Below are 22506 nucleotides of genomic sequence, written 5' to 3'. Positions count from 1 at the left end.
ACAAGCCCCTCCAGAGGAGATTCGCCATGTTTGCAGCGGGGTGTATTCTACTGGTTAGCATGGCACCCTATGCAAGATCGACTCCTTTGCGCAGCAGATACTGCGCTGCGCACCCTGTTTGCAACGCCCCGTGCGGCCAACCCCTCGCCCGCTGCGGGCATCGATGAGGCGGACCTCAGCCCTGAGGAGAAGAAGCTCTCCGCTTCTTATATGCGGGTCAACCACGTGGGCGAAGTCTGCGCGCAGGCGCTCTACACCGCCCAGGCCATGGTCACGCGCGACGAGCATCTGCGCGAGCACCTGCTGGAAGCGGCCCAGGAGGAGATGGACCACCTGGCCTGGACCCACCAGCGCCTGCAGGATTTGGGCGAACGCCCCAGCCTGCTTAACCCACTGTGGTTTGCCGGCGCTTTTGTGATTGGCACTGTGGCCGCCAAGGTCAGCGACCGCGCCAGCCTGGGCTTTGTCGAGGAGACGGAAAACCAGGTGTCCTTGCACCTGCAGTCCCACCTGGACCTGTTGCCAGCACACGACGCACCATCGCGGGCTGTCGTCAGCCAGATGAAAGCCGACGAGGAGCGCCACGCGGCCGCTGCGGTGGACGCCGGCGCCTTGCCCGTGCCCCTGCCCGCCCGGATGCTGATGAAGATCGCCTCCAAGGTGATGACCGTGACGGCGCACCATATATAGAGATAGAGAGATAGATAGGGCCCGGACGGGGACCCCATGCAAAGGCTGCCTCAGAGGTGGCCTGCAAAAGCACTCAATCCAGCCAGTGAGGCCGCTGCGCCAGCAGCCAGGCATGCACATGGGCGAGCAAGGCCATCGCATTGCTCCGGCAGCTGCCTACCGCCGCCTGGGAGACCAAGTCTCCCGAATAGTCCGTCAAATTGCGCTGTTTGCGCAAGGCATCCAGCGGCCATATCTTCTCGCTGGGCCACTGCACGGTGAGCGCAAGCGTCTGGATGGCGGTCTGGTGGTGGCCGGGCTTGCTCTTCAGTGTGCGGTAGCCATTGGCCATCAGGCCCAGCATGGCCAACTGCATGATGGCCTTGTAGGCGGCATCAAACTGGTTTTCTTCACTTAAGCCGGCAATGTGCGCATCGGCAATATTGCGGTCAGGCGCAGCCAGCAATGACCGCACTTGTTGCGTTGGGCTCCACGGTCTCAAGACTGATGCCGACTAAGTTTTGCAAGCTCATCGTCACCCCCCATCACAAAGATCTTGGGCTTGGACAGCACATCGCGCATGAACGCCGCCTGGGCGCGCGCCGCGAACTCTTGCTGGCCCAGTACCTGCGGATTGATCTCCCGGCCCAGCTCCGCTTGCAGCGGCCACAGCACATGCACCGCCTCGTCAAAGCCTAGTGTACCGACCAGCATCAGGTCAATGTCGCTGCCCGCAGTCTCTTGCCCGCGCGCCAAAGAGCCATAGATAAAGGCCACATCGATCTTGTCGGCGACAGGTGCCAGGGCGGTCGCGAAGACATCTGCCACGCCTGATGTCTTGCGCAAAATACGGGCCAGCTCTGTATAAACGGGGCAGCTCCTGTCTGCGCGGTACAGCTGTTGGTTGCCCCGTTTTTCTCATTGCAACAGGCCCGCCGATGTCAGCTTGCCAAGCTCTCTGGTGATGGTGCCTGCCGGCAGCCCCGTGCGCCTGGCAATTTCTCGCCCGTGCAGCTGTGCATCAGGGTGCAGCAGCAGCAACCCCAGGACACGTCGCCGGTACTCCGGCAGCAACAAGGCAATCAGAGATTGATTCATATAAGGCGTCAATTGTCGCCTTTTTTGCATCGAACTTCCAGTCAGGTTGACATCCCGCACAATGGCCACCTGGGCATTGCGGGAGGTCTACGCCCGTGCTTAGGCTTCCACCAGGTCAAACCCCGTGGTGATCTCGGCCGTCTTGCTCAGCATGATGCTGGCCGAGCAGTATTTCTCATGGCTCATCGCAATCGCACGCTCCACCGCCGCTGCGGGGATGCCCTTGCCGGTGACGGTGAACTGCATATGGATCTTGGTGAAGACCTTGGGTTCGGTGTCGGCGCGCTCAGCCTTCAGCGCCACAGTGCAGTTTTTCACATCGTGGCGGCCGCGCTTGAGGATCAGCACCACATCATAGGCGGTGCAGCCGCCGGTGCCGGCCAGCAGCAGCTCCATCGGGCGGGCGGCGAGATTCTGGCCGCCGTTGGCAGGATTGGCCGCATCAGGCGCGCCATCCATGGCCACCACGTGGCCGCTGCCCGTTTCTGCGACAAAGCCCATTCCCGAGCGGGCGCCGCTCGCGCCCGTCCACGTTACCGTGCATTCCATTGCAAGACTCCAAAAATCAAACGCCACCAGTGTGGCAGATCTGCCCTCTCCCCTGCCACTTGTTGCTGTCTATCAACAGCATTGGGAAAAAAAATGGTTGCGGGCATTATTTTGCTGCAACGCAGCAGAAACATCGCTATACTTGGACTCATCTGCTGCTCCACAGCCAGGCGAAAGCCCCCACTGCGGGATGCAGCTTGCAAGTTGTCTCCTCCACCTCTCAAATGGTGGTTTCAAGCCCCTGATTCACATCAGGGGCTTTTTTTCTGCCCGGCGCCGGCGCAATTCCACCGCCGGTCCGCTCCAGTGAATGCCAGCGGTTATAGTGCATCGGTCTCTCGATCACCTGATGTTCGCCACCCCGCCCATGCCGCCACCCGCGCATGCCCTGCTGGCTGGCACATCAACCAGGCGCGCCATCCGCATGCGCTACCTTCTCGTTGCCTCCTTTCTCTAGCGTGCATCCCTATGCCCTCCAAGACTGCAGCCGCGCTGACGCCGGCCGATTACCTGAAGAAAATCCTCACTGCGCGTGTCTATGACGTGGCCATTGAATCCAGCCTAGACTCGGCCAAGAACCTCAGCCGCCGCCTGCACAACAAGGTGCTGCTCAAGCGCGAAGACCAGCAGCCGGTGTTCAGCTTCAAGCTGCGCGGCGCCTACAACAAGATGGCCCACCTGACGGCCGAGCAGCTCAAGGCCGGCGTGATCTGTGCATCGGCTGGCAACCATGCCCAGGGTGTCGCGCTGTCGGCCAGCCGCATGGGCACCCGCGCCGTGATCGTGATGCCCACCACCACGCCGCAGCTCAAGATCGATGCCGTCAAGGGCCTGGGGGGCGAGGTGGTGCTGGCCGGCGAGAGCTTCAGCGATGCCTATGAGCACTCACTCAAGCTGCAAAAGGAACAGAACCTCACCTTTGTCCACCCCTTTGATGACCCGGACGTGATCGCCGGCCAGGGCACGATTGCGATGGAGATCATGCGCCAGGTGCAGAAAATCGGCTCCTCGCCACTGAACGCCGTCTTTGTCGCGATTGGCGGCGGCGGCCTGATCGCAGGTGTCGCCAACTACATCAAGGCGGTACGGCCCGAGATCAAGGTCATCGGCGTGCAGATGAACGACTCGGACGCGATGATCCAGTCGGCCCGCGAAGGCAAGCGCGTAGCGCTGAGCGATGTGGGCCTGTTTGCCGATGGCACGGCCGTCAAGCTGGTGGGCGAGGAGACCTTCCGCGTCGCCCATGGCCTGGTCGATGAATACATCACCGTCGACACCGATGCCGTCTGCGCCGCGATCAAGGATATCTTTGTCGACACCCGCTCCATCGTCGAGCCCTCGGGCGCGCTGGCCGTGGCCGGCATCAAGCAATACGTTGCCAAGAACAAGACCAAGGGCGAGACCTATGCCGCCATCCTGAGCGGCGCCAACATGAACTTCGACCGCCTGCGCTTTGTCGCCGAGCGGGCTGATGTGGGCGAGGAAAAGGAAGCGCTGTTTGCCGTGACCATCCCCGAAGAGCGCGGCAGCTTCAAGCGTTTTTGCGAAGTCATCGGCAACCTGCCCGGTGGCGCACGCAGCGTGACCGAGTTCAACTACCGCATCAGCGATGACCGGCGCGCCCATGTGTTTGTCGGCATCTCGACCAACAGCAAGGGCGAGTCGGAAAAAATCTGCCGCAACTTCCAGAAGAACGGCTTTGAAGCGCTGGATTTGACCTTTGACGAGCTGGCCAAGGAGCATGTGCGCCACATGGTGGGCGGGCGCTCGCAGCTCGCGCAGGACGAGCGCCTGCTGCGCTTTATCTTCCCCGAGCGGCCCGGCGCGCTTTTCAAGTTCCTGAGCCTGATGGCGCCGAACTGGAACATCTCGCTGTTCCACTACCGCAACCAGGGCGCAGACTACGGCCGCATCCTTGTGGGCATGCAGGTGCCCCAGGAAGACTCGCACAGCTTTGAGCAGTTCTTGAACAACCTGGGCTACCCCTGGATCGAAGAGACCCAGAACCCGGCCTACAAGCTGTTCCTGCAGGCTTAACGCCAAACGGGCCCAGCCGCAGCATGCAAGCCTTGCGCCATTTTCTGCTCGCGGTGCAGTTTTTCACCCGCATCCCGGTCACTGGCAAGCTGGGCGACTGGGTGGGTTACAGCCCCGAGATGCTGCGCGCCAGCGCCGGCCACTTCCCGGGCGTGGGCTGGATCGTGGGCCTGGTGGCCGCCGGGGTGCTCGCCGCTGGCAGCCTGCTGCTGCCAGCTGGCAACGCCTACAGCCCGCTGGTCGCCGCCGTGCTCAGCACCTTGGCCACCGTGCTGCTCACCGGCTGCTTTCATGAAGATGGCTTGAGCGATGTGGTCGATGGCCTGGGCGGCAGCCACGAGCGCCAGCGCGCGCTGGAGATCATGAAGGACTCGCGCATCGGCGCCTATGGCGCGATGGCGATGGTGCTGGCCGTTCTCAGCAAGACGGCCCTCATCGCGCTGCTGGCCAGCCATAGCCTGGCGCTGGCGATGGCGACCTTGGTCACAGCCCATGTCATCGCCCGGCTCTGGCCGATGTTTGTTGTGCGCAGCCTGCCCCATGTGGGCGACAACGCCTCATCGAAAAGCAAGCCTTTGGCTGCCTTTATCAGCCGCCAAGGCCTGGCCTGCTGCCTGCTCTGGTCGCTGCCCGCCGCCTTGCTGCTGGGTCTCAGCCAAGGCTGGGTGGTCTTGCTGCTGGCGCTGGTGCTCAGCGCTGCCGCTGCGCTGTGGATGCGCCAGTGGCTGCAGCGCCGCCTGCAAGGCTTTACCGGCGACGGCCTGGGCGCTGCCGAGCAGGTCAGCGAGATCGCGTTCTACCTGGGCGCTGCGCTGTCGCTGGGCCCCGCAGGCCTGTGGTTGGCCAAGGCTGTGGCATGAGCGCACTGTGGCTGCAGCGCCATGCCCAGCCCCTGGTGGCGCCGGGCATCTGCTACGGCCGCACGGACATGGCCGCCGATGACAAGGCCACCGCTGCCGCCGCACTGGCCTTGCAAAGTGCCTGGGCGGCTGAGGCACTGCCGGCCGGCACGGTCTGGCATTCACCACTGCAGCGCTGCAGCCAGCTGGCCACCGCCTTGCAGGCGCAGGCACCGGCATTCGCGCTGCGCGCCTGCGACGAGCTGGCAGAAATGGACTTTGGCGCCTGGGAAGGCCAGCGCTGGGACGACATCGCCCGCGAAGAGATGCAGGCCTGGACGGCCGACTTTATGGCCTATGCACCAGGCGGTGGTGAGGCGCTGGCCACGATGATGGCGCGCGTGGCGCGTGCGCTGGATGCTGCGCGCCAACAGGCGCTGGACACCGGCCAGCCCGTGCTGTGGATCAGCCACGCAGGTGTTGCGCAATGCGCGCATTGGCTGCTGACCCGGGGCCAAAGGCTACCGCTGGCCAAGGACTGGCCCTCGGTCAAGCTCGCGTATGGGGAATGGCTCCGATTGCCGCTGTTCGGCGAGGCCTGAGAGCCGCTTCAGGCCGCTCCCAACAAACTTTTACGTAAAGCGCCGGCGATCAGTCGCGCAAGGAACCGGTGCTGCGGTCCACATTCGGTGCGGCAGCGGGTACGGGGGCAGCGCCTTGCGGTGCCGCAGCCACGGCATTTGGGGCATTCTGGGCATTGGGCACAGTGGCCGGGATCGGCGCAGCCACCGCATCCACTGGGCGCAAGGCCGGCAGGTTGATCGTCACAGCTGCCGGGCCATCGACACCGGCGCCCAGGCTCACGGCACGGGGCGCATCGCTGCGCAAGGCCTGCAGCACCAGGCCATCGGCCACGACCGTGCCCACGCGGAACACCTTCGCAGGCTGGTCATCCACGGCGATGACGGCCGCGCCGCCACCGCTGTCCTTGCCCACCATCACGCCCAGCAGGCGCCAGCGGGTGGGGGCAGCCGGGGCTGCAACGGGCGCGCCATCCTGCACACCAAAGAGCCGCGCCATCGCAGCGCCATCGACCTGTACCTGGGCGGGGCCACCGGCCTGCGGTGCCGACAGCACCTGGCGTGGCGCCGACAGCTTGAGCCCCCAGAACACCGCCAATGCCGCAGCGCCAGCCCACAAAAGGCCGGCCGCCAGCCGAGGAGACCAGGGGTTGCGTGATAGTGTCACCATTCGCAGATTATGATGCAGCCAGATGTCAGTTTCACCACTTTGACCCCCTTTGACCTGAGAGCATGATGTTTTCCTTCCGCCCGCAGTCGGCTGCACGCCGCATCCAAGCCAATATCCAGCGCGGCTTTACCCTGATCGAGCTGATGGTGGTGCTGGTCATCATCGGCGTGCTGGCCGCGCTGATCGTGCCCAATGTGATTGGCGCTGCCGACGAAGCGCGCGTGACCGCAGCGCGCACCGACATCACCAACATCAGTGGTGCGCTCAAGCGCTACCGCCTGGACAACCAGCGCTACCCCACCGCCGAGCAGGGCCTGGCCGCGCTGATCAACCGCCCCAGCAGCGGCCCCGCGCCGATGAACTGGAAGCCCTATCTGGAAAAGCTGCCCAATGACCCCTGGGGCCACCCCTACCAGTACCTGAACCCCGGCGTCAAAGGCGAAGTCGATGTGATGAGCTTTGGCGCCGATGGCCAGGCCGGTGGTGAAGGCAACAATGCCGACATCGGCAGCTGGCAATAAGCGGCAATAAGCCCGCCTGATCGCTGCTTTCTGCCTTTTCCCGCTGCCCCGCTCTCCGGCCCCATGCCCTGCGCCCTTGCCCACCCCTTCCAGCCGCGCCGCCAGCGCGGCTTTACCTTGATGGAGCTGCTGGTCGTCATCACCTTGATGGCGCTGGCCAGCGCCGGCGTGGTGTTTGCGATAGGTGACAACAGCCAGGACCAGCTCCAGCGCGAAGGCCAGCGCCTGGCCGCCCAGCTCGAAGCCGCGCGTGCCCAGTCCCGCGCCAGTGGCCAGCCGGTGCGCTGGCGGGCCGACAGCCAGGGCTTTGTCATCGAAGGCCTGCAAGGCGGCACCCGCCAGGGCGCCTGGCTGCACCCGCCGGTGGCGGTGCGCAGCAGTGGCGATATCATCCTGGGGCCCGAGGCACTGATCGGCCCGCAGACGGTGCTGCTGGCCTACCCCAGCCGCAATGCGGGCAGCATTGCCGTGGCCACCGATGGTGTGCGCCCGTTTGAACTACAGGCCCCCTGAACCCTTTCCCGACCAGCCCCGCGTGCCCAGCAAGCCCTCTCCCCATTCCGGCTTCACCCTGATAGAGGTGCTGGTCGCGCTCGCCATTGTCGCCATCGCCTTGCTCGCCGGCGGCAAGGCGATGAACGCGCTGACCCAGACGGCAGGGCGGCAAAGCGATGTGATGCTCGCGCAGATCTGCGCCGAAAACCAGCTGATCGCCGCGCGCCTGTCGCAGCAGTTGCCGGGACTGGGCAGCACCAGCGTGGCCTGTGAGCAGGCCGGCCGCATGTTCGATGTGCGCGTGGGCGTGTTTGCCACGCCCAACCCGGATTTCCGCCGCATCGATGCCCATGTGTTCTCCGGCGGCGCGCCCTTGCTGCGCCTGAGCACCATCGTGGGGAGGTACTGATGCAGCGCTTCCCCCGTTGTAGCCAGCCACGCAGCCAGGGCTTTACCTTGATCGAGCTGCTGATCGCGATTTCCATTCTGGCGGTGATGACCATTGCCAGCTGGCGCGGCATCGATGGCATGGTGCGCGCCCAGCAGCAGGCCCGTGATTACAGCGAAGAGGTGATGGTGGTGCAGGCGGCGCTGTCGCAGTGGAACACCGACCTCAATGGCATTGAGCGCGTCGCAGCCACCACCCCGATCGACTGGGATGGCCGCGTGCTGCGCCTGACGCGCCGCAGCAGCGATATCAATGAACAAGGCCTGCGCGTGGTCAGCTGGGCCCAGCGCCGCCTGGGCAACCGCGACTACTGGGTGCGCTGGCAGTCGGCCCCCGTGCGTGATCTGCAGCAGTGGCAGCAGGCCTGGGACATGGCCGCGCATGCGGTCACCAACAGCGCGCTGACCAACAACGCCGATGGCGGCCCGCAGCAAACGGTGCTGATGCCCATCAGCGGCTGGCAGCTGCTGTATTTCCGGGGCAACAGCTGGAGCAATCCGCTGTCCAGCCAGGGCGCCAATCCCCAGGCCGATGCCAACAACCCCACGACGGTGGCGCTGCCCGACGGCATCCGCCTGCGTCTGGAGCTGCCCGCGCCCGGTGCGCTCTCCGGGGTCATCACCAACGACTGGGTCAACCCCATCGTGTCGGGCAACAAATCATGAAGCGGCTCCGCATTCCCCGCCGTGGCCAGCGCGGCGCAGCGCTGCTGGCGGCCATGCTCACCGTCACCCTGGTGGCCACGATTGCCGCCAGCGCCGTCTGGCAGCAGTGGCGCAATCTGGAGGTCGAAGGCGCCGAGCGCACCCGCGTGCAGGCCGCCTGGCTGCTGCTGGGCGGGCTGGATTTCTCGCGCCAGGTGCTGCGCCAGGATGCGCGTGTGGGCGGCCCCGATTCGCTCTCCGAGCCCTGGTCGGTGCCGCTGGCCGAAGCGCGCCTGTCCACCTTCTTGCAGGCCTCCAACAACCAGAGCAATGCCGACGACAGCAGCATCGATGCGGCCCAGGCGTTTTTGTCGGGTGCGATTGTCGATGCCCAGGCGCGCCTCAATATCCGCAACCTGGTCTCCAACAACCAGATCAACAGCGTCGCGCTGCGCCAGTTTCAGCGCCTGTTCGAGCGCCTGGGCCTGCCCGGCGCCGAACTGACCGTCCTCAGCCAGCAGGCACTGGCCGCGCTGCGCACCGAGGGGAAGGCGGCCAATGCGCCGCTGCTGCCGCGCACCTACAAGGAGCTGGCCTGGTGGGGCCTGTCGCCGTCCACCCTGACCCAGCTGGAGCCCTATGTGGTGCTGCTGCCCCAGGAGAGCAAGGTCAATGTCAACACCGCCTCGGCCACCGTGATCTGGGCCGCTGTCGAGGGCATGGATTTTGCAACTGCCCAGCAGATCGCCCAGCTGCGCCTTAACAAGGCTTTCGAGAGCAGCGCCGAGCTGCAGCAGCGCTTTAGCAGCAACACCGCGCTCAACAATGCCAACGCAGTGCTCGATGTCAAATCGGTGTATTTCGAGGTCTGGGCGCGGCTGCGCTTTGACGACCTGGTGGTGCAGGAGAAATCCCTGGTCTACCGCCAGGGGCTGAATGTAACAACCGTGGTGCGTGAGCGTGGTGCCGCACTGGCCACCAGCCTGATGGGCGATGGCAGCGCCAACCCGGTGGCGGCGCGCTAACAGGAACATGATGACAAACGTATTGCAGTTTGGTGAAGCCGGCCCCTCTACAATGCAGCGCACAACACGCTCATGAGTACATTACTGATTTCACTGCCGCTGGCCTCGGGGCCAGATACAGGGCCCAGCTCGGCCTGGAGCTACAGCTATGCCCTGTCGCCCGATGGCGTGACCATCGGCCAGCAAGGCAGCACCACCGCCGGCCTGCTGCCCCAGCCCGGCCGCGCCGGTGAAGTGGTGGCAGTGGTGCCCGCGGCCATGCTGTCGTGGCAACGGGTCAGCCTGCCCCAGGGCGTCGGCCCGGGCTCGCCCCGGCTGCGAGCGGTGCTCGAAGGTCTCTTGGAAGAGCGCCTGCTCGACGACCCCGCCCAACTGCACTTTGCCTTGCAACCCAACACCCGTGCCGCCGGCCAGGGCGAGCCGATCTGGATCGCCTGCTGCCCGCGCCAGTGGCTGCGCGAGCACCTGCAGGCGCTCGAAGCCGCAGGCCGCGCCGTGGCCCGCGTGGTGCCCAGCCATGCCCCGGGCGAGCCCGCACCTGATGGCGCGCAGATCCTGGTCACCGGCAGCCCCGAGCTGGCGCAGGCCGTGGTCTATGGCACGGACAGCGCCGACGCGGTGCTGGTGCTGCCAGTCTCGCGCGAAAGCGCAGCGCTGCTGCCCCCGCTCGGGCCCGACAGCATCGTCCATGCCGAGCCGGCCGTGGTCAGCACTGCCGAACACTGGCTGCAGCGCCCGGTACAGCTCTACAGCCCGGCGCAAACCATGCGCGATGCCGCGCGCAGCGACTGGGACCTGGCGCAGCTCGAATTTGCCAACAGTGGACGCAACCGCCTGCAGCGGCGCCTGGGCAGCGGCCTCAATGATGTGCTCCATACCCCCGCCTGGCGCCCGGCGCGCTGGGCCCTGCTGGCCCTGGTCGTGCTCAGCTTGGTGGGCGCCAATATCTGGGCGTGGCAAGAGCGCCAGCAGCTGCAGGCCAAGGCCGCACTGGTGCGCAGCAGCTTGACGCAGGCCTTCCCCAAGGTGCAGGTGGTCGTCGATGCGCCCGTGCAGATGGCGCGCGAAGTCGCCAACCTGCGCCAGGCCTCGGGTGGCTTGTCGCCATCGGACGCCGAGCCGCTGCTGGCCGCCGCCGGCCAGGCGCTGGCCAGCCTGCCCGCAGGCACGGTGCCCAGCACGGTCGAATACAGTGGCGGCGAGCTGCGCCTGCGCGGCCTGCCCACCGATGGCTTTGATGCCTTCAGCCAGAAACTGCAAGCCCAGGGCCTGCAGGCCCAGATGCAAAACGACCAGTGGGTCATCCGCGCGCAGGCCCAGCCATGAAGAAAAATTCCTCCCGACCGTCGGCATCTGCAGCGGCTTCGTCCCCCGCAGCCCAATTGCTGCGCCAACGCTGGCGCGCGCTGGATGCGCGTGAGCGCCGGGGCGTCAGCCTGGCCGCTGGCCTGGTGCTGATGGCGCTCTTATGGTGGCTGGCGATTGCGCCGGTGCTGCAGACCTGGCGCAGCGCGCCCGCCGCGCATGCCCAGCTCGACCAGCAGCTCGCCCGCATGCAAGCCTTGCAGGCCGAGGCACGCCAGCTGCAATCGGCCACCACGGTGACCACCACGCAAGCGCGCCAGCAGCTCGAAGCCTCGCTCACGCAGCAGCTGGGCACCAGCGCCAAACTGGCCGTGTTCGGCGAGCGCGTGACCGTCACCTTGAGCCGCGCCTCGGCCGCATCCACCCAGCGCTGGCTGGGCCAGGTGCGTGCCAATGCGCATGCGATTGCCACCGAGCTGCGCCTGACCCGCGATGAGCCGGCCAAGGGCGCAGGCCCGGCTGCCGCGCCCACCTGGTCGGGCAATATCGTCTTGCAGTTGCCGGCCCAATAAGCGGCACACAGCGCATGGCCCGGCAACACTCGAACCCCACCCTGCCCCACGGCAGCGCCCGTGCGCCCTGGCGCTGGGCAGCAGTGGGCGCCTGCACCGGCGGCCTGGCCGCCCTGGTGCTGTTTGCGCCCGCACACTGGTTGGCGCAGGGCCTGGCCTGGGCCAGCCAGGGCCAGCTGCAGCTGCGCGAGCCGCGTGGCACCGTCTGGAACGGTTCAGCCCAATGGGTATTTACTGGTGGCCAGGCCAGCCGCGACCAGATGGCCCTGCCCGGCCGGGTGGACTGGGCACTGCGCCCCAGCCTGCGCGGCCTCAACATGCGCTGGAATGCCAGCTGCTGCATGGCCGCGCCGATGCCCATCCGCATCCAGCCCCACTGGGGTGGCGCCAAGGTGCAGCTGGGCGCCCATGAAAGCCGCTGGCCGGCATCGCTGCTGGTGGGCCTGGGCACGCCCTGGAACACCATCCAGCCCCAGGGCCAGCTGCTGCTCAAGACCCGTGATCTGTCGCTCGCGCTCAATGCCGGGCGACTGCAGGTCGAGGGCGGCGCCGATCTCGATGTGATGGCGGTGACCTCCCGCCTGTCCACGATACAGCCGCTGGGCAGCTACCGCCTGCAACTGCAAGGCGGTGACAGCACCAGCTTGCAGCTGTCCACCTTGGACGGCGCGCTCCAGCTCAAAGGCCAGGGCCAATGGGTGGGCCAGCGCCTGCGTTTTCAGGGAGAAGCCTGGGCTGCCGAAGGGCGCGAGGCGGCTCTTGCGAATCTATTGACTATGATTGGGCAGCGCAGCGGAAGCCGCGTGCTGCTCTCGGTTGGCTGAACATATGATGCAATACCACTCTCCCATTTATCGATTTGCGCTGCACTCCATCGCAGCGAGCGTCCTTCTAATGGGCGGCAACGGCGCGGCGCTGGCGCAGACAGCCATCAACACCGGCACGGCCAGCATTCGCCCCGGCGAGCCGGTGACGCTGAACTTCGCCAACGCCGACATCGAGTCCATCGCGCGCACCATGGCCACCATCACCGGCAAGAGCGTGGTGGTCGATCCACGCATCAAGGGCACGATGAACCTGGTGACCGACCGGCCCGTCTCGCCCCAGGCCGCGTTCGAGCAGTTCCTGGCAGCGCTGCGCCTGCAGAACTACACCGTGGTCGAGGCCGCAGGCCTGTACAAGGTGGTGCCCGAGGCCGATGCCAAGCTGCAAGGCGGCACGGTGCGCATCACCCAGGGCGGCGCGGGCGGCCAGGTGCCCGGTGGCGGCCAGATCGTCACCCAGATCTTCAAGCTCAACTTTGAGAGCGCCAACAACCTGGTGCCGGTGCTGCGCCCGCTGATCAGCCCCAACAACACCATCAATGTGAACCCAGGCAACAACTCCCTGGTCATCACCGACTACGCCGACAACCTGCAGCGCCTCTCGCGCATCATCGCGTCGATGGATGTGGCCAACGCCAGCGATGTCGAAGTGGTGCAGCTCGAACACGCGGTCGCTACCGACATCGTGCCCATGCTGCAGCGCCTGCTGGAAGGCGGCCAGACCGTGTCTGCCAGCGGCAGCGCCACCGCCGGTGCAGCCCCCGGCGCCGCGCAGACCGACAATGCCTACCGCACCTCGGTGCTGGCCGACCCGCGCACCAACAGCATCTTGCTGCGCGCAGCCAACCCGGCGCGCCTGTCGCAGGCCAAGATGCTGATCGGCAAGCTCGACAGCCCCAGCCGTGGCGGCAATGCCTCGGGCAACATCCATGTGGTCTACCTGCGCAATGCCGATGCCACCGCGCTGGCCACCACCTTGCGCGCGGCCCTCGCCGGCCAGGACGGCAACAGCGCCAGCCCCGCCACCAACCTGTCGAGCAGCGGCAGCAGCGGGGGCCTGAGCAGCAACACGCGCAGCGGCGCCACGTCGCTGGGCGGCAGCACCAGCGGCACGCTGGGCAACAGCGCCAGCAGCAGCAGTGCGGGCGGCCTGGGCTCGGGCGCACGCCTGGGCACCGGCACCTCGCTGGGCACCTCGGGGGAGAGCGGCAGCGCCACCGGCGGCATCATCCAGGCCGACACGGCCACCAATTCACTGATCATCACCGCGCCCGAGCCGCTGTACCGCCAGATCCGCTCGGTCATCGACCAGCTCGACAGCCGCCGCGCCCAGGTGCTGGTCGAGAGCCTGATCGTCGAAGTCAGCGCCGAGAAGGCCGCGCAGTTTGGCGTGCAGTGGCAAAGCCTGCTGGGCCAGGGCAACAATGTTGTCGGCGTCATCGGCAACAACTTCACCGTGGGCGGGGCCAACCTGTTCAACCTGGCCGCCGGCATTGCCAACAACACCTACAGCACCCTGCCCAGCGCCGGCATGAACGCCGGTATCGCCTTCAAGCACAACGGCGAGTATGTGCTGGGCGCGCTGGCCAACCTGCTGCAGTCCAATGCCGATGGCAATGTGCTGGCCACCCCCAACCTGCTCACCCTGGACAACCAGGAAGCGCAGATCCTGGTCGGCCAGAATGTGCCCTTTGTCACCGGCTCCTACGCCAACAGCACCGGCAGCAGCACCGTCAACCCCTTCACCACGGTGGAGCGCAAGGATGTGGGCCTGACCCTGCGCGTGCGCCCGCAGATCAATGCCAATGGCACCGTCAAGCTGACGATCTACCAGGAGACGTCTGACGTGCTCGCCGGCACGACCACCAATGCCAACGGCCCCACCACCAACAAGCGCTCGATCGAGTCGACCGTGCTGGTCGATGACGGCTCGGTCATCGTCATTGGCGGCCTGCTGCAGGACCAGTACTCCGGCTCGGTGCAGAAGGTGCCTTACCTGGGCGATATCCCCGGCATTGGCGCGCTATTCCGCAGCGACACCCGCTCGCGCAAGAAGACCAACCTGATGGTCTTCCTGCGCCCCGTGGTGATGCGCGATGCCGCCGCCACCCAGCAGGTCAGCATGGACCGCTACGAGCTGATGCGCGGCGCCCAGATCGCCGCCCAGCCCGAGCAAAGCACCCGCGTGCCGATCAATGAGTCGTCGATCATCACGCCGCTGGCCCAGCAGACCTCCGGCCTGCCGCTGGGTGCGTCCGAGACGCCGGTGATCGAATCGCGCCCCCTGACCGTGACGCCGCAAGGCATGCGCTTCGAGCCCTGATAGCCCCCACAGAGACCCGAAGCCATGCGCCACCCCCTGCCCTATGCCTTTGCGCGCAGCAGCCAGCTGCTGCTCGAAGAAGATGCCGGCCAGCACCTGCTGTGGCACGGCGCCCAGCCCCAGGGCTCGGCGCTGTCCGAGGTGCTGCGCAAGTACCCCGTGCAGCACCTGGCCCAGCTGGGCGATGCCGAGCTGGCCCAGCGCATCAGCGCTGCCTACTCGCACAGCGAATCGAATGCCGCCACCGTGATCAGCGAGGTCGAAGAAGGCACCGACCTCTCGCGCATGATGCAGGACATCCCTGCCGTCGAGGACTTGCTCGAATCGGCGGGCGACGCGCCCATCATCCGCATGCTCAACGCCCTGCTCACGCAAGCGGCGCGCGACGGCGCCTCGGACATCCACATCGAGCCCTATGAGCGCCATTCCAGCGTGCGCTTTCGCATCGATGGCTCGCTGCGCGAAGTGGTGCAACCCCACCGCGCCTTGCATGCGGCGCTGATCTCGCGCCTCAAGATCATGGCCGATCTGGACATCTCGGAAAAACGCCTGCCCCAGGACGGCCGCATCAGCCTGCGCCTGGGCACCCGCGCCATTGATGTGCGCGTCTCCACCCTGCCCAGCGCCCATGGCGAGCGCGCCGTGCTGCGTTTGCTCGACAAGAGCGAATCCAAGCTCAGCCTGGGCTCGGTCGGCATGCAGGGCGAAACCCTGCGGCGCTTTGAAAAACTGGTGGCCCAGCCGCACGGCATCGTGCTGGTGACCGGCCCCACCGGCTCGGGCAAGACCACCACCTTGTATGCGGCGCTGAGCGGCCTCGACGCCAGCCAGGGCAACATCATGACGGTGGAAGACCCGATCGAGTACGAGCTCTCGGGCATCGGCCAGACCCAGGTCAACCCCAAGATCGACCTGACCTTTGCCAAAGCGCTACGGGCCATCCTGCGCCAGGACCCGGACATCATCATGATTGGCGAAATCCGCGACTTCGAGACCGCGCAGATCGCCATCCAGGCCTCGCTCACCGGTCACCTGGTGCTGGCCACCCTGCACACCAACGATGCGACCAGCGCCATCACGCGCCTGACCGACATGGGCGTCGAGCCCTTTCTGCTGTCCTCGTCGCTGCTGGGCGTGCTGGCCCAGCGCCTGGTGCGCCGCATCGACGACAGCGACCCCAGCGGCTACCGGGGCCGCACCGGCATCTTCGAGCTGCTGGTGGTGGACGAGGCCATCCGCGCCCAGATCCACGCCCAGGCGCCGGAAACCGAAATCCGCAACCAGGCGATGGCCGCCGGCATGCACCTGATGCGCGAGGATGGCGAGCGCTTGGTGCGCGAAGGCATCACCAGTGCAGAAGAGGTCGTGCGCGTCACCCGCGATTAACCAAAATTCGCCGAATACCCCGTAGGCGCCGCCCACGCCAACGGGTATTGGCGATTTGACACAATCGCCCCATGTTGGAATCGCTCAATACCCTCGTCGCGCCCTACGGCGGCATGTTGTTTCTCTGGCTCACCGTGCTGGCCATCGCCAGCCTGGCAGCGCTGCGCCATTTTCAGCCGCGCATGTCCACCGCACAGCTGCGCCGGCTGATGCGCATCGCCGGCCTGATGGCGCTGGTGATCTCCTGGTTTGCGATGCAGCAAGGCGAGCGCTACCTGGCGACCGCGCTGCTGGTGCTGCTCTGGGGGATTCTGGTGGGCATCAGCTGCGCGCGGGCGATTCGGCAGCGTTGAATTCAGGCTCCTTGTACAAGGGGCCGGTCGGGCAAGAACAAGGCTCCGACCTTCGCATTTCCCCCATACCCACAGTCAGCAAAGGATATTTGCCTAGGCAAGAATGTCCGCATGACTGAGACAAAAACACCCCCCGCGCTTTCGATGTTGGACCTGGTGGCTGTGCGCGAAGGCGGCACCGTTGCCCAGGCTTTGCAACTGGCCGTGCGCACGGCGCAGCATGTCGAGTCGCTCGGCTTTACGCGCTACTGGATGGCCGAACACCACAATATGCCGGGCATTGCCAGCTCGTCCACGGCCGTGCTGATCGGCCATGTGGCGGGAGCCACCCAGCACATCCGTGTGGGCTCGGGCGGCATCATGCTGCCCAACCATGCCCCCTTGGTGGTGGCCGAGGCCTTTGGCACCTTGGCCGAGCTCTACCCGGGCCGTATCGACCTGGGCCTGGGCCGCGCGCCCGGCACCGATGGCATGACGATGCGGGCACTGCGCCGTGACCGGGTCGAGACCGAAGAAGACTTTCCCCGCGATGTGATGGAGCTGCAGCGCCTGCTGGGCCCCGCCCAACCCGGGCAAAAGCTGGTGGCCACACCGGGTGCTGGCACCCATGTGCCGCTGTGGCTGCTGGGATCGAGTCTGTTCTCGGCCCAGCTGGCCGCGCACCTGGGCCTGCCCTATGCCTTTGCCTCGCACTTTGCGCCGCGCATGCTGCAGCAGGCCGTGCAGCTGTACCGCGACCTGTTCAAGCCCTCGGCCACGCTGGACAAGCCCTATGTGATCGTCGGCGCGCCGGTGATTGCAGCGCCTACCGACAGCGAGGCCGAGTTCCTCGCCAGCAGCACCTACCAGCGCGTGCTGGGCATTGTGACGGGCAAGCGCGGCCTGCTGCCGCCACCGGTCGAAGGCTTTATGGAGGGCCTGAACATGGCCGAGCGCCAGGCGATTGAAGGCTTTTTGGCGGTGGCCTCCATCGGCGGCCCCGAGCGTGTACAGCAGCGCCTCAAGGTGCTGGCCCAGCACACCGGCGCCGACGAGCTGATGTTGGTTTGCGATATCTATGATGGCGATCTGCGTCTGCGCTCGCTCGATATTGCGGCGCAAGCCCTGCGCGCCGGCTACGCAGCCTAAACACGGCCTTTACTCCCTGATCGGCGCCCTTTTTTCAACAAAAGCGACGCTGATCCCGTCCCACCCAGGCTATGCTTGCGCCATGTCTGTCTCCTATAGAACCACCCTGCCAGCGGCGCTGACGGCCTGCAGCTTGCTGGCCGGCTGCATGCAGCAGCCTCCCGACGATCCCCCAGCTCCCACGCCCCAGGCCCAGCTGGCCGCACCGGCCGTGGCCCCGACTGCCGCAGCCGCGCAGCCCCAGCCCAGCGCCCGCAGCGAAGACCCGGCCTTGGCTGCGCATATGCAAACGCCCGAGTTCCGCCGCGAATACCGCAGCAAGCAGGAGCAATTGCAGACCGAGGCCGAGGTGCAGGAAAGCGCTCCCTGGCTGGGCAGCACGGGCCTGACGGAAGCCCAGGAGCGCTCCGTGCCCCGCTATGTGCGCATGGAGCTGGGCCAGTCGCTCGCCAGCGCCGACCCGGTGCGTGCCGAGGATCTGCAGTACATCGGCCAGTTTGCCGAGTTGGATGGCACCGTCTACTACTGGCGCATTCCCGACAAGGCCCATGCCCATGGCGACACCCATGCCGGCCCGGCCTATGTCTATATCCGCAAGGATGCGGCGGGCGTGTTCTACACCGACTGGGGCAACCGCACGCCACCGGGCTAGATCGCCCAGTTGTACAGCCGTGGCCAGGAATAACGTCTATTCCACCCACGCCTGCCGCCTGCTTTCATAATGGCCAGCGGAGACCTACCGCATGAGCCACACCCCCCAGCCAGCGCTGGCCGATCCCCGGCGCGATCCCCAGCAGTTTCTTCTGGACCTGTACCAGCGCGCGGTACAGCGCGCCCAGCCGCTGCACAGCATGGCGCAGTACCTGCCGCCACCGCCCAAAGGCCGCACCGTGGTGCTGGGCGCCGGCAAGGCGGGCGGCTCGATGGCGCAGGCGCTCGAAGCCCTCTGGCCGCAGGACGCGCCGCTGTCGGGCCTGGTCGTCACCCGCTATGGGCATATTCCGCCGCGCCCGCCTGGGCTGGCACAGCGCCTGGAGGTGGTTGAAGCCGCCCACCCCGTGCCCGATGCCGCCGGCCTGGCCGCTGCCGAACGTATCCTGGCGCTGACCCAGGGCTTGACGGCCGATGACCTGGTGCTTTGCCTGATCTCGGGCGGCGGCTCGGCCCTGCTGACCCTGCCGGCCAACGGCATGGACCTGCAGGACAAGCAGCGCATCAACCAGGCCTTGCTGGAGAGCGGCGCCGCCATTGGCGAGATGAACTGTGTGCGCAAGCACCTCTCGCGCATCAAGGGCGGGCGCCTGGCCGCTGCCTGCTACCCCGCCAAGCTGGTGACCCTGACCATCAGCGATGTGCCCGGCGACGACCCCTCGGTCATCGCCAGCGGCCCCACGGTGCCCGATGCCTCGACCTGCGCCGAGGCACTGGCGATTCTGAACCGCTACCAGATCGCGCTGCCCGAGCGCCTGCGCGCCGCACTGGAAGATGGCTCACTGGAGACGCCCAAACCCGGCGACCCGCGCTTTGCCGGCCATGAGGTGCATCTGATCGCCACGCCCCAGCAATCGCTGGATGCGGCGGCCGAAGCCGCAGTCGCCGCGGGTATCACCGCCCATGTGCTGTCGGATGAGATCGAGGGCGAGTCGCGTGAGATCGGCAAGATGCATGCGGCGCTGGCACGCGCCGTGGCCCGCCACGGCAGCCCCTTTGCCAAACCTTGCGTGATCCTCTCCGGAGGCGAGACCACCGTCACCATCCGCCCGCGCCAGCCGGGCGCCGCCAAGGGGCGCGGCGGCCGCGCTGGCGAGTTCTGCATGGGCCTGGCGCAGGCCCTGCAAGGCCAGGGCGGTATCTGGGCGCTGGCGGCCGATACCGATGGCATCGATGGCGTCGAAGACAATGCCGGCGCGCGCCTGGCACCCAACACGCTGCAGCGCGCCGCTGCACTGCAGCTGCGCCTCAGCGACCACCTGGACCGCAACGATGCCTATGGTTTTTTCGAGGCGCTGGGCGACCTGGTGGTGACCGGGCCTACGCACACCAACGTCAACGATTTCCGGGCCATTCTGATCCTGTGATGCGGGCTGCCAGGCTTGCCAGACCCTCCGCGCCTAGCCTCCTTGGGCCAGGTTCTCCCACCAGGCGGCATCAAAGCTGCCCTGCAAGAACGCGATAAAGGACTGCACCTTTTGCGGCACCAGGCGCGGCGAGGGGTAGACGGCGTGGATCTCCTGCTCAGGCAGGCGGCAGGTCTTGAGCACCTCGACCACGCGGCCCGCCTTGAGCGACTCATGCGCCACATAGCGCGGCAGTGCGGCCACGCCCATGTGCGAGCGCGCCGCGGCCAGTAAGGCCGAGAGGTTGTTGGAACGCAGCCGCCCGGTGACCGGCACAGAGACAGACTCGCCACTGGCATTGCGCAGCCGCCAGACATCGTTGCCCTGCACGCTGCTGTAGATCAGCGCCGAGTGCTCTTTCAGGTCTGAAGGCCGGCGCGGCGTGCCGTGCTTGCGCAGGTAGGCGGGCGAGGCCACCAGCACCCAGGGATTGACGCCCAGCATGCGCGCACCCAGCGACGAATCGGCCAGCTTGCCCAGGCGCAGCGCCACATCGATGCCCTGGGCCACCAGGTCGGTGTAGCGGTCTTCAAAGCTCAGGTCCACCTGCACCTGCGGGTTGTGCTGCATGAACTCCATCGCCAGCGGAATTAGCACGCGCCGCCCAAACGCGACTGAGCTGCCAATGCGCAGCTGGCCCTGCACCTGCGTCTGCCGCACCTGCACCACATTGTCGGCATCGGCCACGTCGCTGACGATGCGCTTGCATTTTTCGTAGTACAGCGCGCCCGGCTCGGTCAGGCTCACCCCCCGCGTATTGCGGTTGAGCAGGCGCACCTTGAGCCGCGCCTCCATCGCTGCGACCTGCTTGGTCACCGTGGGCTGGGTCGATGAGAACTCCTGCGCCACCTTGGTGAAGCTGCCCGTTTCCACCACGCGCACAAACATGTGCATGGCATCGAGTCGGTCCATGGTTGTGTCTCCTGGGATTGCTGCGGCATGGCTTGCCGCATGTCACATGCTGGGCGCTTTTCTGAACAGGTTCGTGGCGCCTCTGCGCCCGATGATGCGGCATGCAGCGCAGTGCTGTCCATTCCTGGCTGGAATAAATTTTATGGTCCGCCTGCGCCTTCCGGCAAACGCTCGCCTTCCCTACAGTCGATCCCAGCTGTAAAGGAGACCCCATGGCCAAAATGAAAGCGATCGAAGCCGCAGTCCGCGTGCTGGAAAAAGAAGGTGTGAGCGTCGCATTCGGCGTTCCTGGCGCTGCCATCAACCCGCTGTACGCGGCGATGAAGGCGCATGGCGGCATCGGCCATATCCTGGCCCGCCATGTCGAAGGCGCCAGCCACATGGCCGAGGGTTATACCCGCGCCGTGGCCGGCAATATCGGGGTCTGCATCGGCACCAGCGGGCCGGCGGGCACCGACATGATCACGGGCCTGTACTCGGCCAGCGCCGACTCGATCCCGATCCTGTGCATCACCGGCCAGGCGCCGCGCGCGCGCCTCCACAAGGAAGACTTCCAGGCCGTGGACATTGCCTCCATCGCCAAGACTGTGACCAAATGGGCCACCACCGTGCTGGAGCCCGCCCAGGTGCCCGGTGCCTTCCAGCAGGCCTTCCATTTGATGCGCTCGGGCCGCCCCGGCCCGGTGCTGATTGACCTGCCCATCGATGTGCAGCTGGCCGAGATCGAGTTCGACATCGACACCTACGAGCCCTTGCCCGTCTACAAACCTGCCGCCACGCGCAAGCAGGCCGAAAAGGCTATCGCCATGCTCAATGCGGCCGAGCGCCCGCTGATCGTCAGCGGCGGCGGCGTCATCAACGCCGATGCGGCGGACTTGCTGGTGGAGCTGGCCGAGACCCTCAATCTGCCGGTGATCCCCACCTTGATGGGCTGGGGCAGCATCCCCGACGACCACCCCTTGATGGCCGGCATGTGTGGCCTGCAGACCAGCCACCGCTATGGCAACGCCAGCATGCTGGCCTCGGATTTTGTGCTGGGCATCGGTAACCGCTGGGCCAACCGCCATACCGGCTCGGTCGATGTCTACACCCGGGGCCGCCAATTCATCCATGTCGATATCGAGCCCACGCAGATTGGCCGCGTGTTTGCGCCCGATTTCGGCATCGTCTCGGATGCCAAGGCAGCGCTGGAGCAGTTCGTCGCCGTGGCCAAGGACTGGAAGGCCGCGGGCAAGCTGCGCGACCGCAGCGCCTGGATCGCAGACTGCCAGGGCCGCAAGAACAGCATCGACTACCTGCGCAAGACCCACTTCGACAACGTGCCGATGAAGCCCCAGCGTGTCTACCAGTGCATGAACCAGAGCTTGGACCGCGACACCACCTATGTCTCCACCATCGGCCTGTCGCAGATTGCCGGGGCGCAGTTTCTGCATGTCTACAAGCCGCGCAACTGGATCAACTGCGGCCAGGCCGGCCCCCTGGGCTGGACGACACCGGCCGCGCTGGGCGTGCGCGTGGCCGATCCGCAGCGCAAGATCGTCGCGCTGTCGGGCGACTACGACTTCCAGTTCATGATCGAGGAGCTGGCCGTGGGCGCGCAGTTCAAGCTGCCCTATATCCATGTGCTGGTCAACAACAGCTACCTGGGCCTGATCCGCCAGGCGCAGCGCAGCTTCAGCATCGACTACTGCGTGCAGCTGGCGTTTGACAACATCAACATGGAGGCCAACGAGGCTGCACGCGGCTATGGCGTGGACCATGTGAAGGTTGTCGAAGGCCTGGGCTGCAAGGCCATCCGCGTACACCGCCCCGAAGACTTTGCCCCCGCGATGCAGCAGGCCGAAGCCTGGATGGCCGAGCACCGCACGCCGGTCGTCATCGAATGCATCTTGGAGCGCGTGACCAATATCGCGATGGGCACCGAGATCGACAACGTCATCGAGTTCGAAGACCTGGCCAGCGGCAAGGCCGATGCGCCCAGCGCCCTCGCGCTGCTGGATTGATGCACCC

26 protein-coding genes are annotated in these 22506 nt (G+C 66.3%); 19 read left to right on the top strand and 7 right to left on the bottom strand.

Going from position 1 to position 22506, the window contains the following annotated elements:
* Positions 1 to 69: 69 nt before the first annotated feature.
* On the top strand, positions 70 to 690 hold the full coding sequence (gene coq7, locus DCO45_RS03575; protein WP_116924568.1) for a 2-polyprenyl-3-methyl-6-methoxy-1,4-benzoquinone monooxygenase: 621 nt from the start codon (positions 70 to 72) through the stop codon (positions 688 to 690).
* A gap of 73 nt (positions 691 to 763) precedes the next feature.
* On the opposite strand, the gene DCO45_RS03570 is transcribed toward coq7, so the two are convergent.
* From DCO45_RS03570 to DCO45_RS22540, 5 genes are all read right to left on the bottom strand, one after another.
* Positions 764 to 1135 carry a DNA-binding protein gene (locus DCO45_RS03570; protein ID WP_243419230.1) on the bottom strand — a complete coding sequence of 124 codons (372 nt, stop codon included), beginning with the start codon at positions 1133 to 1135 and terminating at the stop codon, positions 764 to 766.
* 32 nt (positions 1136 to 1167) lie between these two features.
* Entirely contained in the window at positions 1168 to 1497 is a 330-nt protein-coding gene (locus tag DCO45_RS23145; RefSeq protein WP_243419229.1) for a nucleotidyltransferase domain-containing protein, read from the bottom strand.
* Between the two features lie 90 nt (positions 1498 to 1587).
* Complete coding sequence (locus DCO45_RS23140; RefSeq protein ID WP_232539531.1) at positions 1588 to 1767, bottom strand: MarR family transcriptional regulator; 180 nt, start codon at positions 1765 to 1767, stop codon at positions 1588 to 1590.
* A gap of 99 nt (positions 1768 to 1866) precedes the next feature.
* Positions 1867 to 2316 (bottom strand): OsmC family protein, encoded by a 450-nt coding sequence (locus tag DCO45_RS03560; RefSeq protein ID WP_116924567.1) that lies wholly within the window; start codon positions 2314 to 2316, stop codon positions 1867 to 1869.
* On the bottom strand, positions 2301 to 2519 hold the full coding sequence (locus DCO45_RS22540) for a hypothetical protein (protein ID WP_133248057.1): 219 nt from the start codon (positions 2517 to 2519) through the stop codon (positions 2301 to 2303). The genes DCO45_RS03560 and DCO45_RS22540 overlap by 16 nt, the downstream gene beginning before the upstream one ends.
* Positions 2520 to 2784: 265 nt before the next feature.
* Here DCO45_RS22540 and ilvA point away from each other — a divergent pair, with 265 nt between their 5' ends.
* From ilvA to DCO45_RS03545, 3 genes are read left to right on the top strand one after another with little or no spacing between them, the layout of a single operon-like run.
* On the top strand, positions 2785 to 4353 hold the full coding sequence (gene ilvA, locus DCO45_RS03555) for a threonine ammonia-lyase, biosynthetic (protein ID WP_116924566.1): 1569 nt from the start codon (positions 2785 to 2787) through the stop codon (positions 4351 to 4353).
* A 23-nt stretch (positions 4354 to 4376) separates the two neighbouring features.
* Positions 4377 to 5213 carry an adenosylcobinamide-GDP ribazoletransferase gene (gene cobS, locus DCO45_RS03550; RefSeq protein ID WP_116924565.1) on the top strand — a complete coding sequence of 279 codons (837 nt, stop codon included), beginning with the start codon at positions 4377 to 4379 and terminating at the stop codon, positions 5211 to 5213.
* Complete coding sequence (locus DCO45_RS03545; protein WP_116924564.1) at positions 5210 to 5794, top strand: histidine phosphatase family protein; 585 nt, start codon at positions 5210 to 5212, stop codon at positions 5792 to 5794. Before cobS ends, DCO45_RS03545 begins: the two co-directional genes overlap by 4 nt.
* Positions 5795 to 5843: 49 nt before the next feature.
* Here the strand turns inward: DCO45_RS03545 and DCO45_RS03540 are convergent, their stop codons facing one another.
* Positions 5844 to 6443, bottom strand: coding sequence for a type II secretion system protein N (locus DCO45_RS03540; RefSeq protein ID WP_116924563.1), 600 nt, complete (start codon positions 6441 to 6443; stop codon positions 5844 to 5846).
* 65 nt (positions 6444 to 6508) lie between these two features.
* On the opposite strand from DCO45_RS03540, the gene gspG reads away from it, so the two are divergent.
* The 14 genes from gspG to DCO45_RS03470 all read left to right on the top strand — a co-directional run bounded on the left by gspG (position 6509) and on the right by DCO45_RS03470 (position 19545).
* The gene (gspG, locus tag DCO45_RS03535) at positions 6509 to 6964 is read left to right on the top strand and encodes a type II secretion system major pseudopilin GspG (RefSeq protein ID WP_182345023.1); all 456 of its coding nucleotides are present in this window, start codon (positions 6509 to 6511) and stop codon (positions 6962 to 6964) included.
* 63 nt (positions 6965 to 7027) lie between these two features.
* Entirely contained in the window at positions 7028 to 7477 is a 450-nt protein-coding gene (locus DCO45_RS03530) for a prepilin-type N-terminal cleavage/methylation domain-containing protein (RefSeq protein ID WP_116924562.1), read from the top strand.
* Positions 7478 to 7499: 22 nt separating this feature from the next.
* On the top strand, positions 7500 to 7868 hold the full coding sequence (gene gspI / locus DCO45_RS03525) for a type II secretion system minor pseudopilin GspI (protein WP_232539648.1): 369 nt from the start codon (positions 7500 to 7502) through the stop codon (positions 7866 to 7868).
* On the top strand, positions 7868 to 8572 hold the full coding sequence (locus tag DCO45_RS03520) for a prepilin-type N-terminal cleavage/methylation domain-containing protein (protein WP_116924560.1): 705 nt from the start codon (positions 7868 to 7870) through the stop codon (positions 8570 to 8572). Before gspI ends, DCO45_RS03520 begins: the two co-directional genes overlap by 1 nt.
* The gene (gene gspK, locus DCO45_RS03515; RefSeq protein ID WP_165841113.1) at positions 8569 to 9576 is read left to right on the top strand and encodes a type II secretion system minor pseudopilin GspK; all 1008 of its coding nucleotides are present in this window, start codon (positions 8569 to 8571) and stop codon (positions 9574 to 9576) included. The genes DCO45_RS03520 and gspK overlap by 4 nt, the downstream gene beginning before the upstream one ends.
* 72 nt (positions 9577 to 9648) lie before the next feature.
* Complete coding sequence (gene gspL, locus DCO45_RS03510) at positions 9649 to 10902, top strand: type II secretion system protein GspL (protein WP_116924559.1); 1254 nt, start codon at positions 9649 to 9651, stop codon at positions 10900 to 10902.
* Entirely contained in the window at positions 10899 to 11453 is a 555-nt protein-coding gene (gene gspM / locus DCO45_RS03505) for a type II secretion system protein GspM (RefSeq protein WP_116924558.1), read from the top strand. Before gspL ends, gspM begins: the two co-directional genes overlap by 4 nt.
* 14 nt (positions 11454 to 11467) lie before the next feature.
* Positions 11468 to 12277 (top strand): type II secretion system protein N, encoded by an 810-nt coding sequence (gspN, locus tag DCO45_RS03500; RefSeq protein WP_116924557.1) that lies wholly within the window; start codon positions 11468 to 11470, stop codon positions 12275 to 12277.
* 7 nt (positions 12278 to 12284) lie between these two features.
* Complete coding sequence (gene gspD, locus DCO45_RS03495) at positions 12285 to 14600, top strand: type II secretion system secretin GspD (RefSeq protein WP_243419228.1); 2316 nt, start codon at positions 12285 to 12287, stop codon at positions 14598 to 14600.
* A gap of 24 nt (positions 14601 to 14624) precedes the next feature.
* Complete coding sequence (locus DCO45_RS03490; protein ID WP_021025525.1) at positions 14625 to 15986, top strand: ATPase, T2SS/T4P/T4SS family; 1362 nt, start codon at positions 14625 to 14627, stop codon at positions 15984 to 15986.
* Positions 15987 to 16057: 71 nt separating this feature from the next.
* Positions 16058 to 16339 (top strand): hypothetical protein, encoded by a 282-nt coding sequence (locus tag DCO45_RS03485; RefSeq protein WP_021025524.1) that lies wholly within the window; start codon positions 16058 to 16060, stop codon positions 16337 to 16339.
* A 111-nt stretch (positions 16340 to 16450) separates the two neighbouring features.
* On the top strand, positions 16451 to 17467 hold the full coding sequence (locus DCO45_RS03480; RefSeq protein ID WP_116924555.1) for an LLM class flavin-dependent oxidoreductase: 1017 nt from the start codon (positions 16451 to 16453) through the stop codon (positions 17465 to 17467).
* 82 nt (positions 17468 to 17549) lie between these two features.
* Positions 17550 to 18119 carry a hypothetical protein gene (locus tag DCO45_RS03475; RefSeq protein WP_116924554.1) on the top strand — a complete coding sequence of 190 codons (570 nt, stop codon included), beginning with the start codon at positions 17550 to 17552 and terminating at the stop codon, positions 18117 to 18119.
* A 91-nt stretch (positions 18120 to 18210) separates the two neighbouring features.
* Complete coding sequence (locus DCO45_RS03470) at positions 18211 to 19545, top strand: glycerate kinase (protein WP_116924553.1); 1335 nt, start codon at positions 18211 to 18213, stop codon at positions 19543 to 19545.
* 33 nt (positions 19546 to 19578) lie between these two features.
* Here the strand turns inward: DCO45_RS03470 and DCO45_RS03465 are convergent, their stop codons facing one another.
* Positions 19579 to 20496, bottom strand: coding sequence for a LysR family transcriptional regulator (locus tag DCO45_RS03465; protein WP_116924552.1), 918 nt, complete (start codon positions 20494 to 20496; stop codon positions 19579 to 19581).
* 212 nt (positions 20497 to 20708) lie between these two features.
* Between DCO45_RS03465 and gcl the strand changes: the two genes are divergently transcribed.
* Positions 20709 to 22499, top strand: a complete 1791-nt coding sequence (gene gcl, locus DCO45_RS03460) for a glyoxylate carboligase (RefSeq protein ID WP_116924551.1) — start codon at positions 20709 to 20711, stop codon at positions 22497 to 22499.
* Positions 22500 to 22506 lie beyond the last annotated feature (7 nt).

It is taken from the genome of Comamonas sp. JNW, from assembly GCF_003105075.1.
GTDB lineage: Bacteria > Pseudomonadota > Gammaproteobacteria > Burkholderiales > Burkholderiaceae_C > Comamonas > Comamonas squillarum.
Note: the sequence above shows the minus strand (reverse complement) of the source record. Positions and strands in the feature narration are given on the sequence as shown.

Bases quoted from the DNA above. Each gene is read 5' to 3' on its own strand.
- coq7 (WP_116924568.1), top strand. From the start codon at position 70: ATGCAAGATCGACTCCTTTGCGCAGCAGATACTGCGCTGCGCACCCTG.
- DCO45_RS23140 (WP_232539531.1), bottom strand. From the start codon at position 1,767: ATGAATCAATCTCTGATTGCCTTGTTGCTGCCGGAGTACCGGCGACGT.
- DCO45_RS03560 (WP_116924567.1), bottom strand. From the start codon at position 2,316: ATGGAATGCACGGTAACGTGGACGGGCGCGAGCGGCGCCCGCTCGGGA.
- ilvA (WP_116924566.1), top strand. From the start codon at position 2,785: ATGCCCTCCAAGACTGCAGCCGCGCTGACGCCGGCCGATTACCTGAAG.
- cobS (WP_116924565.1), top strand. From the start codon at position 4,377: ATGCAAGCCTTGCGCCATTTTCTGCTCGCGGTGCAGTTTTTCACCCGC.
- DCO45_RS03545 (WP_116924564.1), top strand. From the start codon at position 5,210: ATGAGCGCACTGTGGCTGCAGCGCCATGCCCAGCCCCTGGTGGCGCCG.
- DCO45_RS03540 (WP_116924563.1), bottom strand. From the start codon at position 6,443: ATGGTGACACTATCACGCAACCCCTGGTCTCCTCGGCTGGCGGCCGGC.
- gspG (WP_182345023.1), top strand. From the start codon at position 6,509: ATGTTTTCCTTCCGCCCGCAGTCGGCTGCACGCCGCATCCAAGCCAAT.
- DCO45_RS03530 (WP_116924562.1), top strand. From the start codon at position 7,028: ATGCCCTGCGCCCTTGCCCACCCCTTCCAGCCGCGCCGCCAGCGCGGC.
- DCO45_RS03520 (WP_116924560.1), top strand. From the start codon at position 7,868: ATGCAGCGCTTCCCCCGTTGTAGCCAGCCACGCAGCCAGGGCTTTACC.
- gspK (WP_165841113.1), top strand. From the start codon at position 8,569: ATGAAGCGGCTCCGCATTCCCCGCCGTGGCCAGCGCGGCGCAGCGCTG.
- gspL (WP_116924559.1), top strand. From the start codon at position 9,649: ATGAGTACATTACTGATTTCACTGCCGCTGGCCTCGGGGCCAGATACA.
- gspM (WP_116924558.1), top strand. From the start codon at position 10,899: ATGAAGAAAAATTCCTCCCGACCGTCGGCATCTGCAGCGGCTTCGTCC.
- gspN (WP_116924557.1), top strand. From the start codon at position 11,468: ATGGCCCGGCAACACTCGAACCCCACCCTGCCCCACGGCAGCGCCCGT.
- gspD (WP_243419228.1), top strand. From the start codon at position 12,285: ATGCAATACCACTCTCCCATTTATCGATTTGCGCTGCACTCCATCGCA.
- DCO45_RS03490 (WP_021025525.1), top strand. From the start codon at position 14,625: ATGCGCCACCCCCTGCCCTATGCCTTTGCGCGCAGCAGCCAGCTGCTG.
- DCO45_RS03485 (WP_021025524.1), top strand. From the start codon at position 16,058: ATGTTGGAATCGCTCAATACCCTCGTCGCGCCCTACGGCGGCATGTTG.
- DCO45_RS03480 (WP_116924555.1), top strand. From the start codon at position 16,451: ATGACTGAGACAAAAACACCCCCCGCGCTTTCGATGTTGGACCTGGTG.
- DCO45_RS03475 (WP_116924554.1), top strand. From the start codon at position 17,550: ATGTCTGTCTCCTATAGAACCACCCTGCCAGCGGCGCTGACGGCCTGC.
- DCO45_RS03470 (WP_116924553.1), top strand. From the start codon at position 18,211: ATGAGCCACACCCCCCAGCCAGCGCTGGCCGATCCCCGGCGCGATCCC.
- DCO45_RS03465 (WP_116924552.1), bottom strand. From the start codon at position 20,496: ATGGACCGACTCGATGCCATGCACATGTTTGTGCGCGTGGTGGAAACG.
- gcl (WP_116924551.1), top strand. From the start codon at position 20,709: ATGGCCAAAATGAAAGCGATCGAAGCCGCAGTCCGCGTGCTGGAAAAA.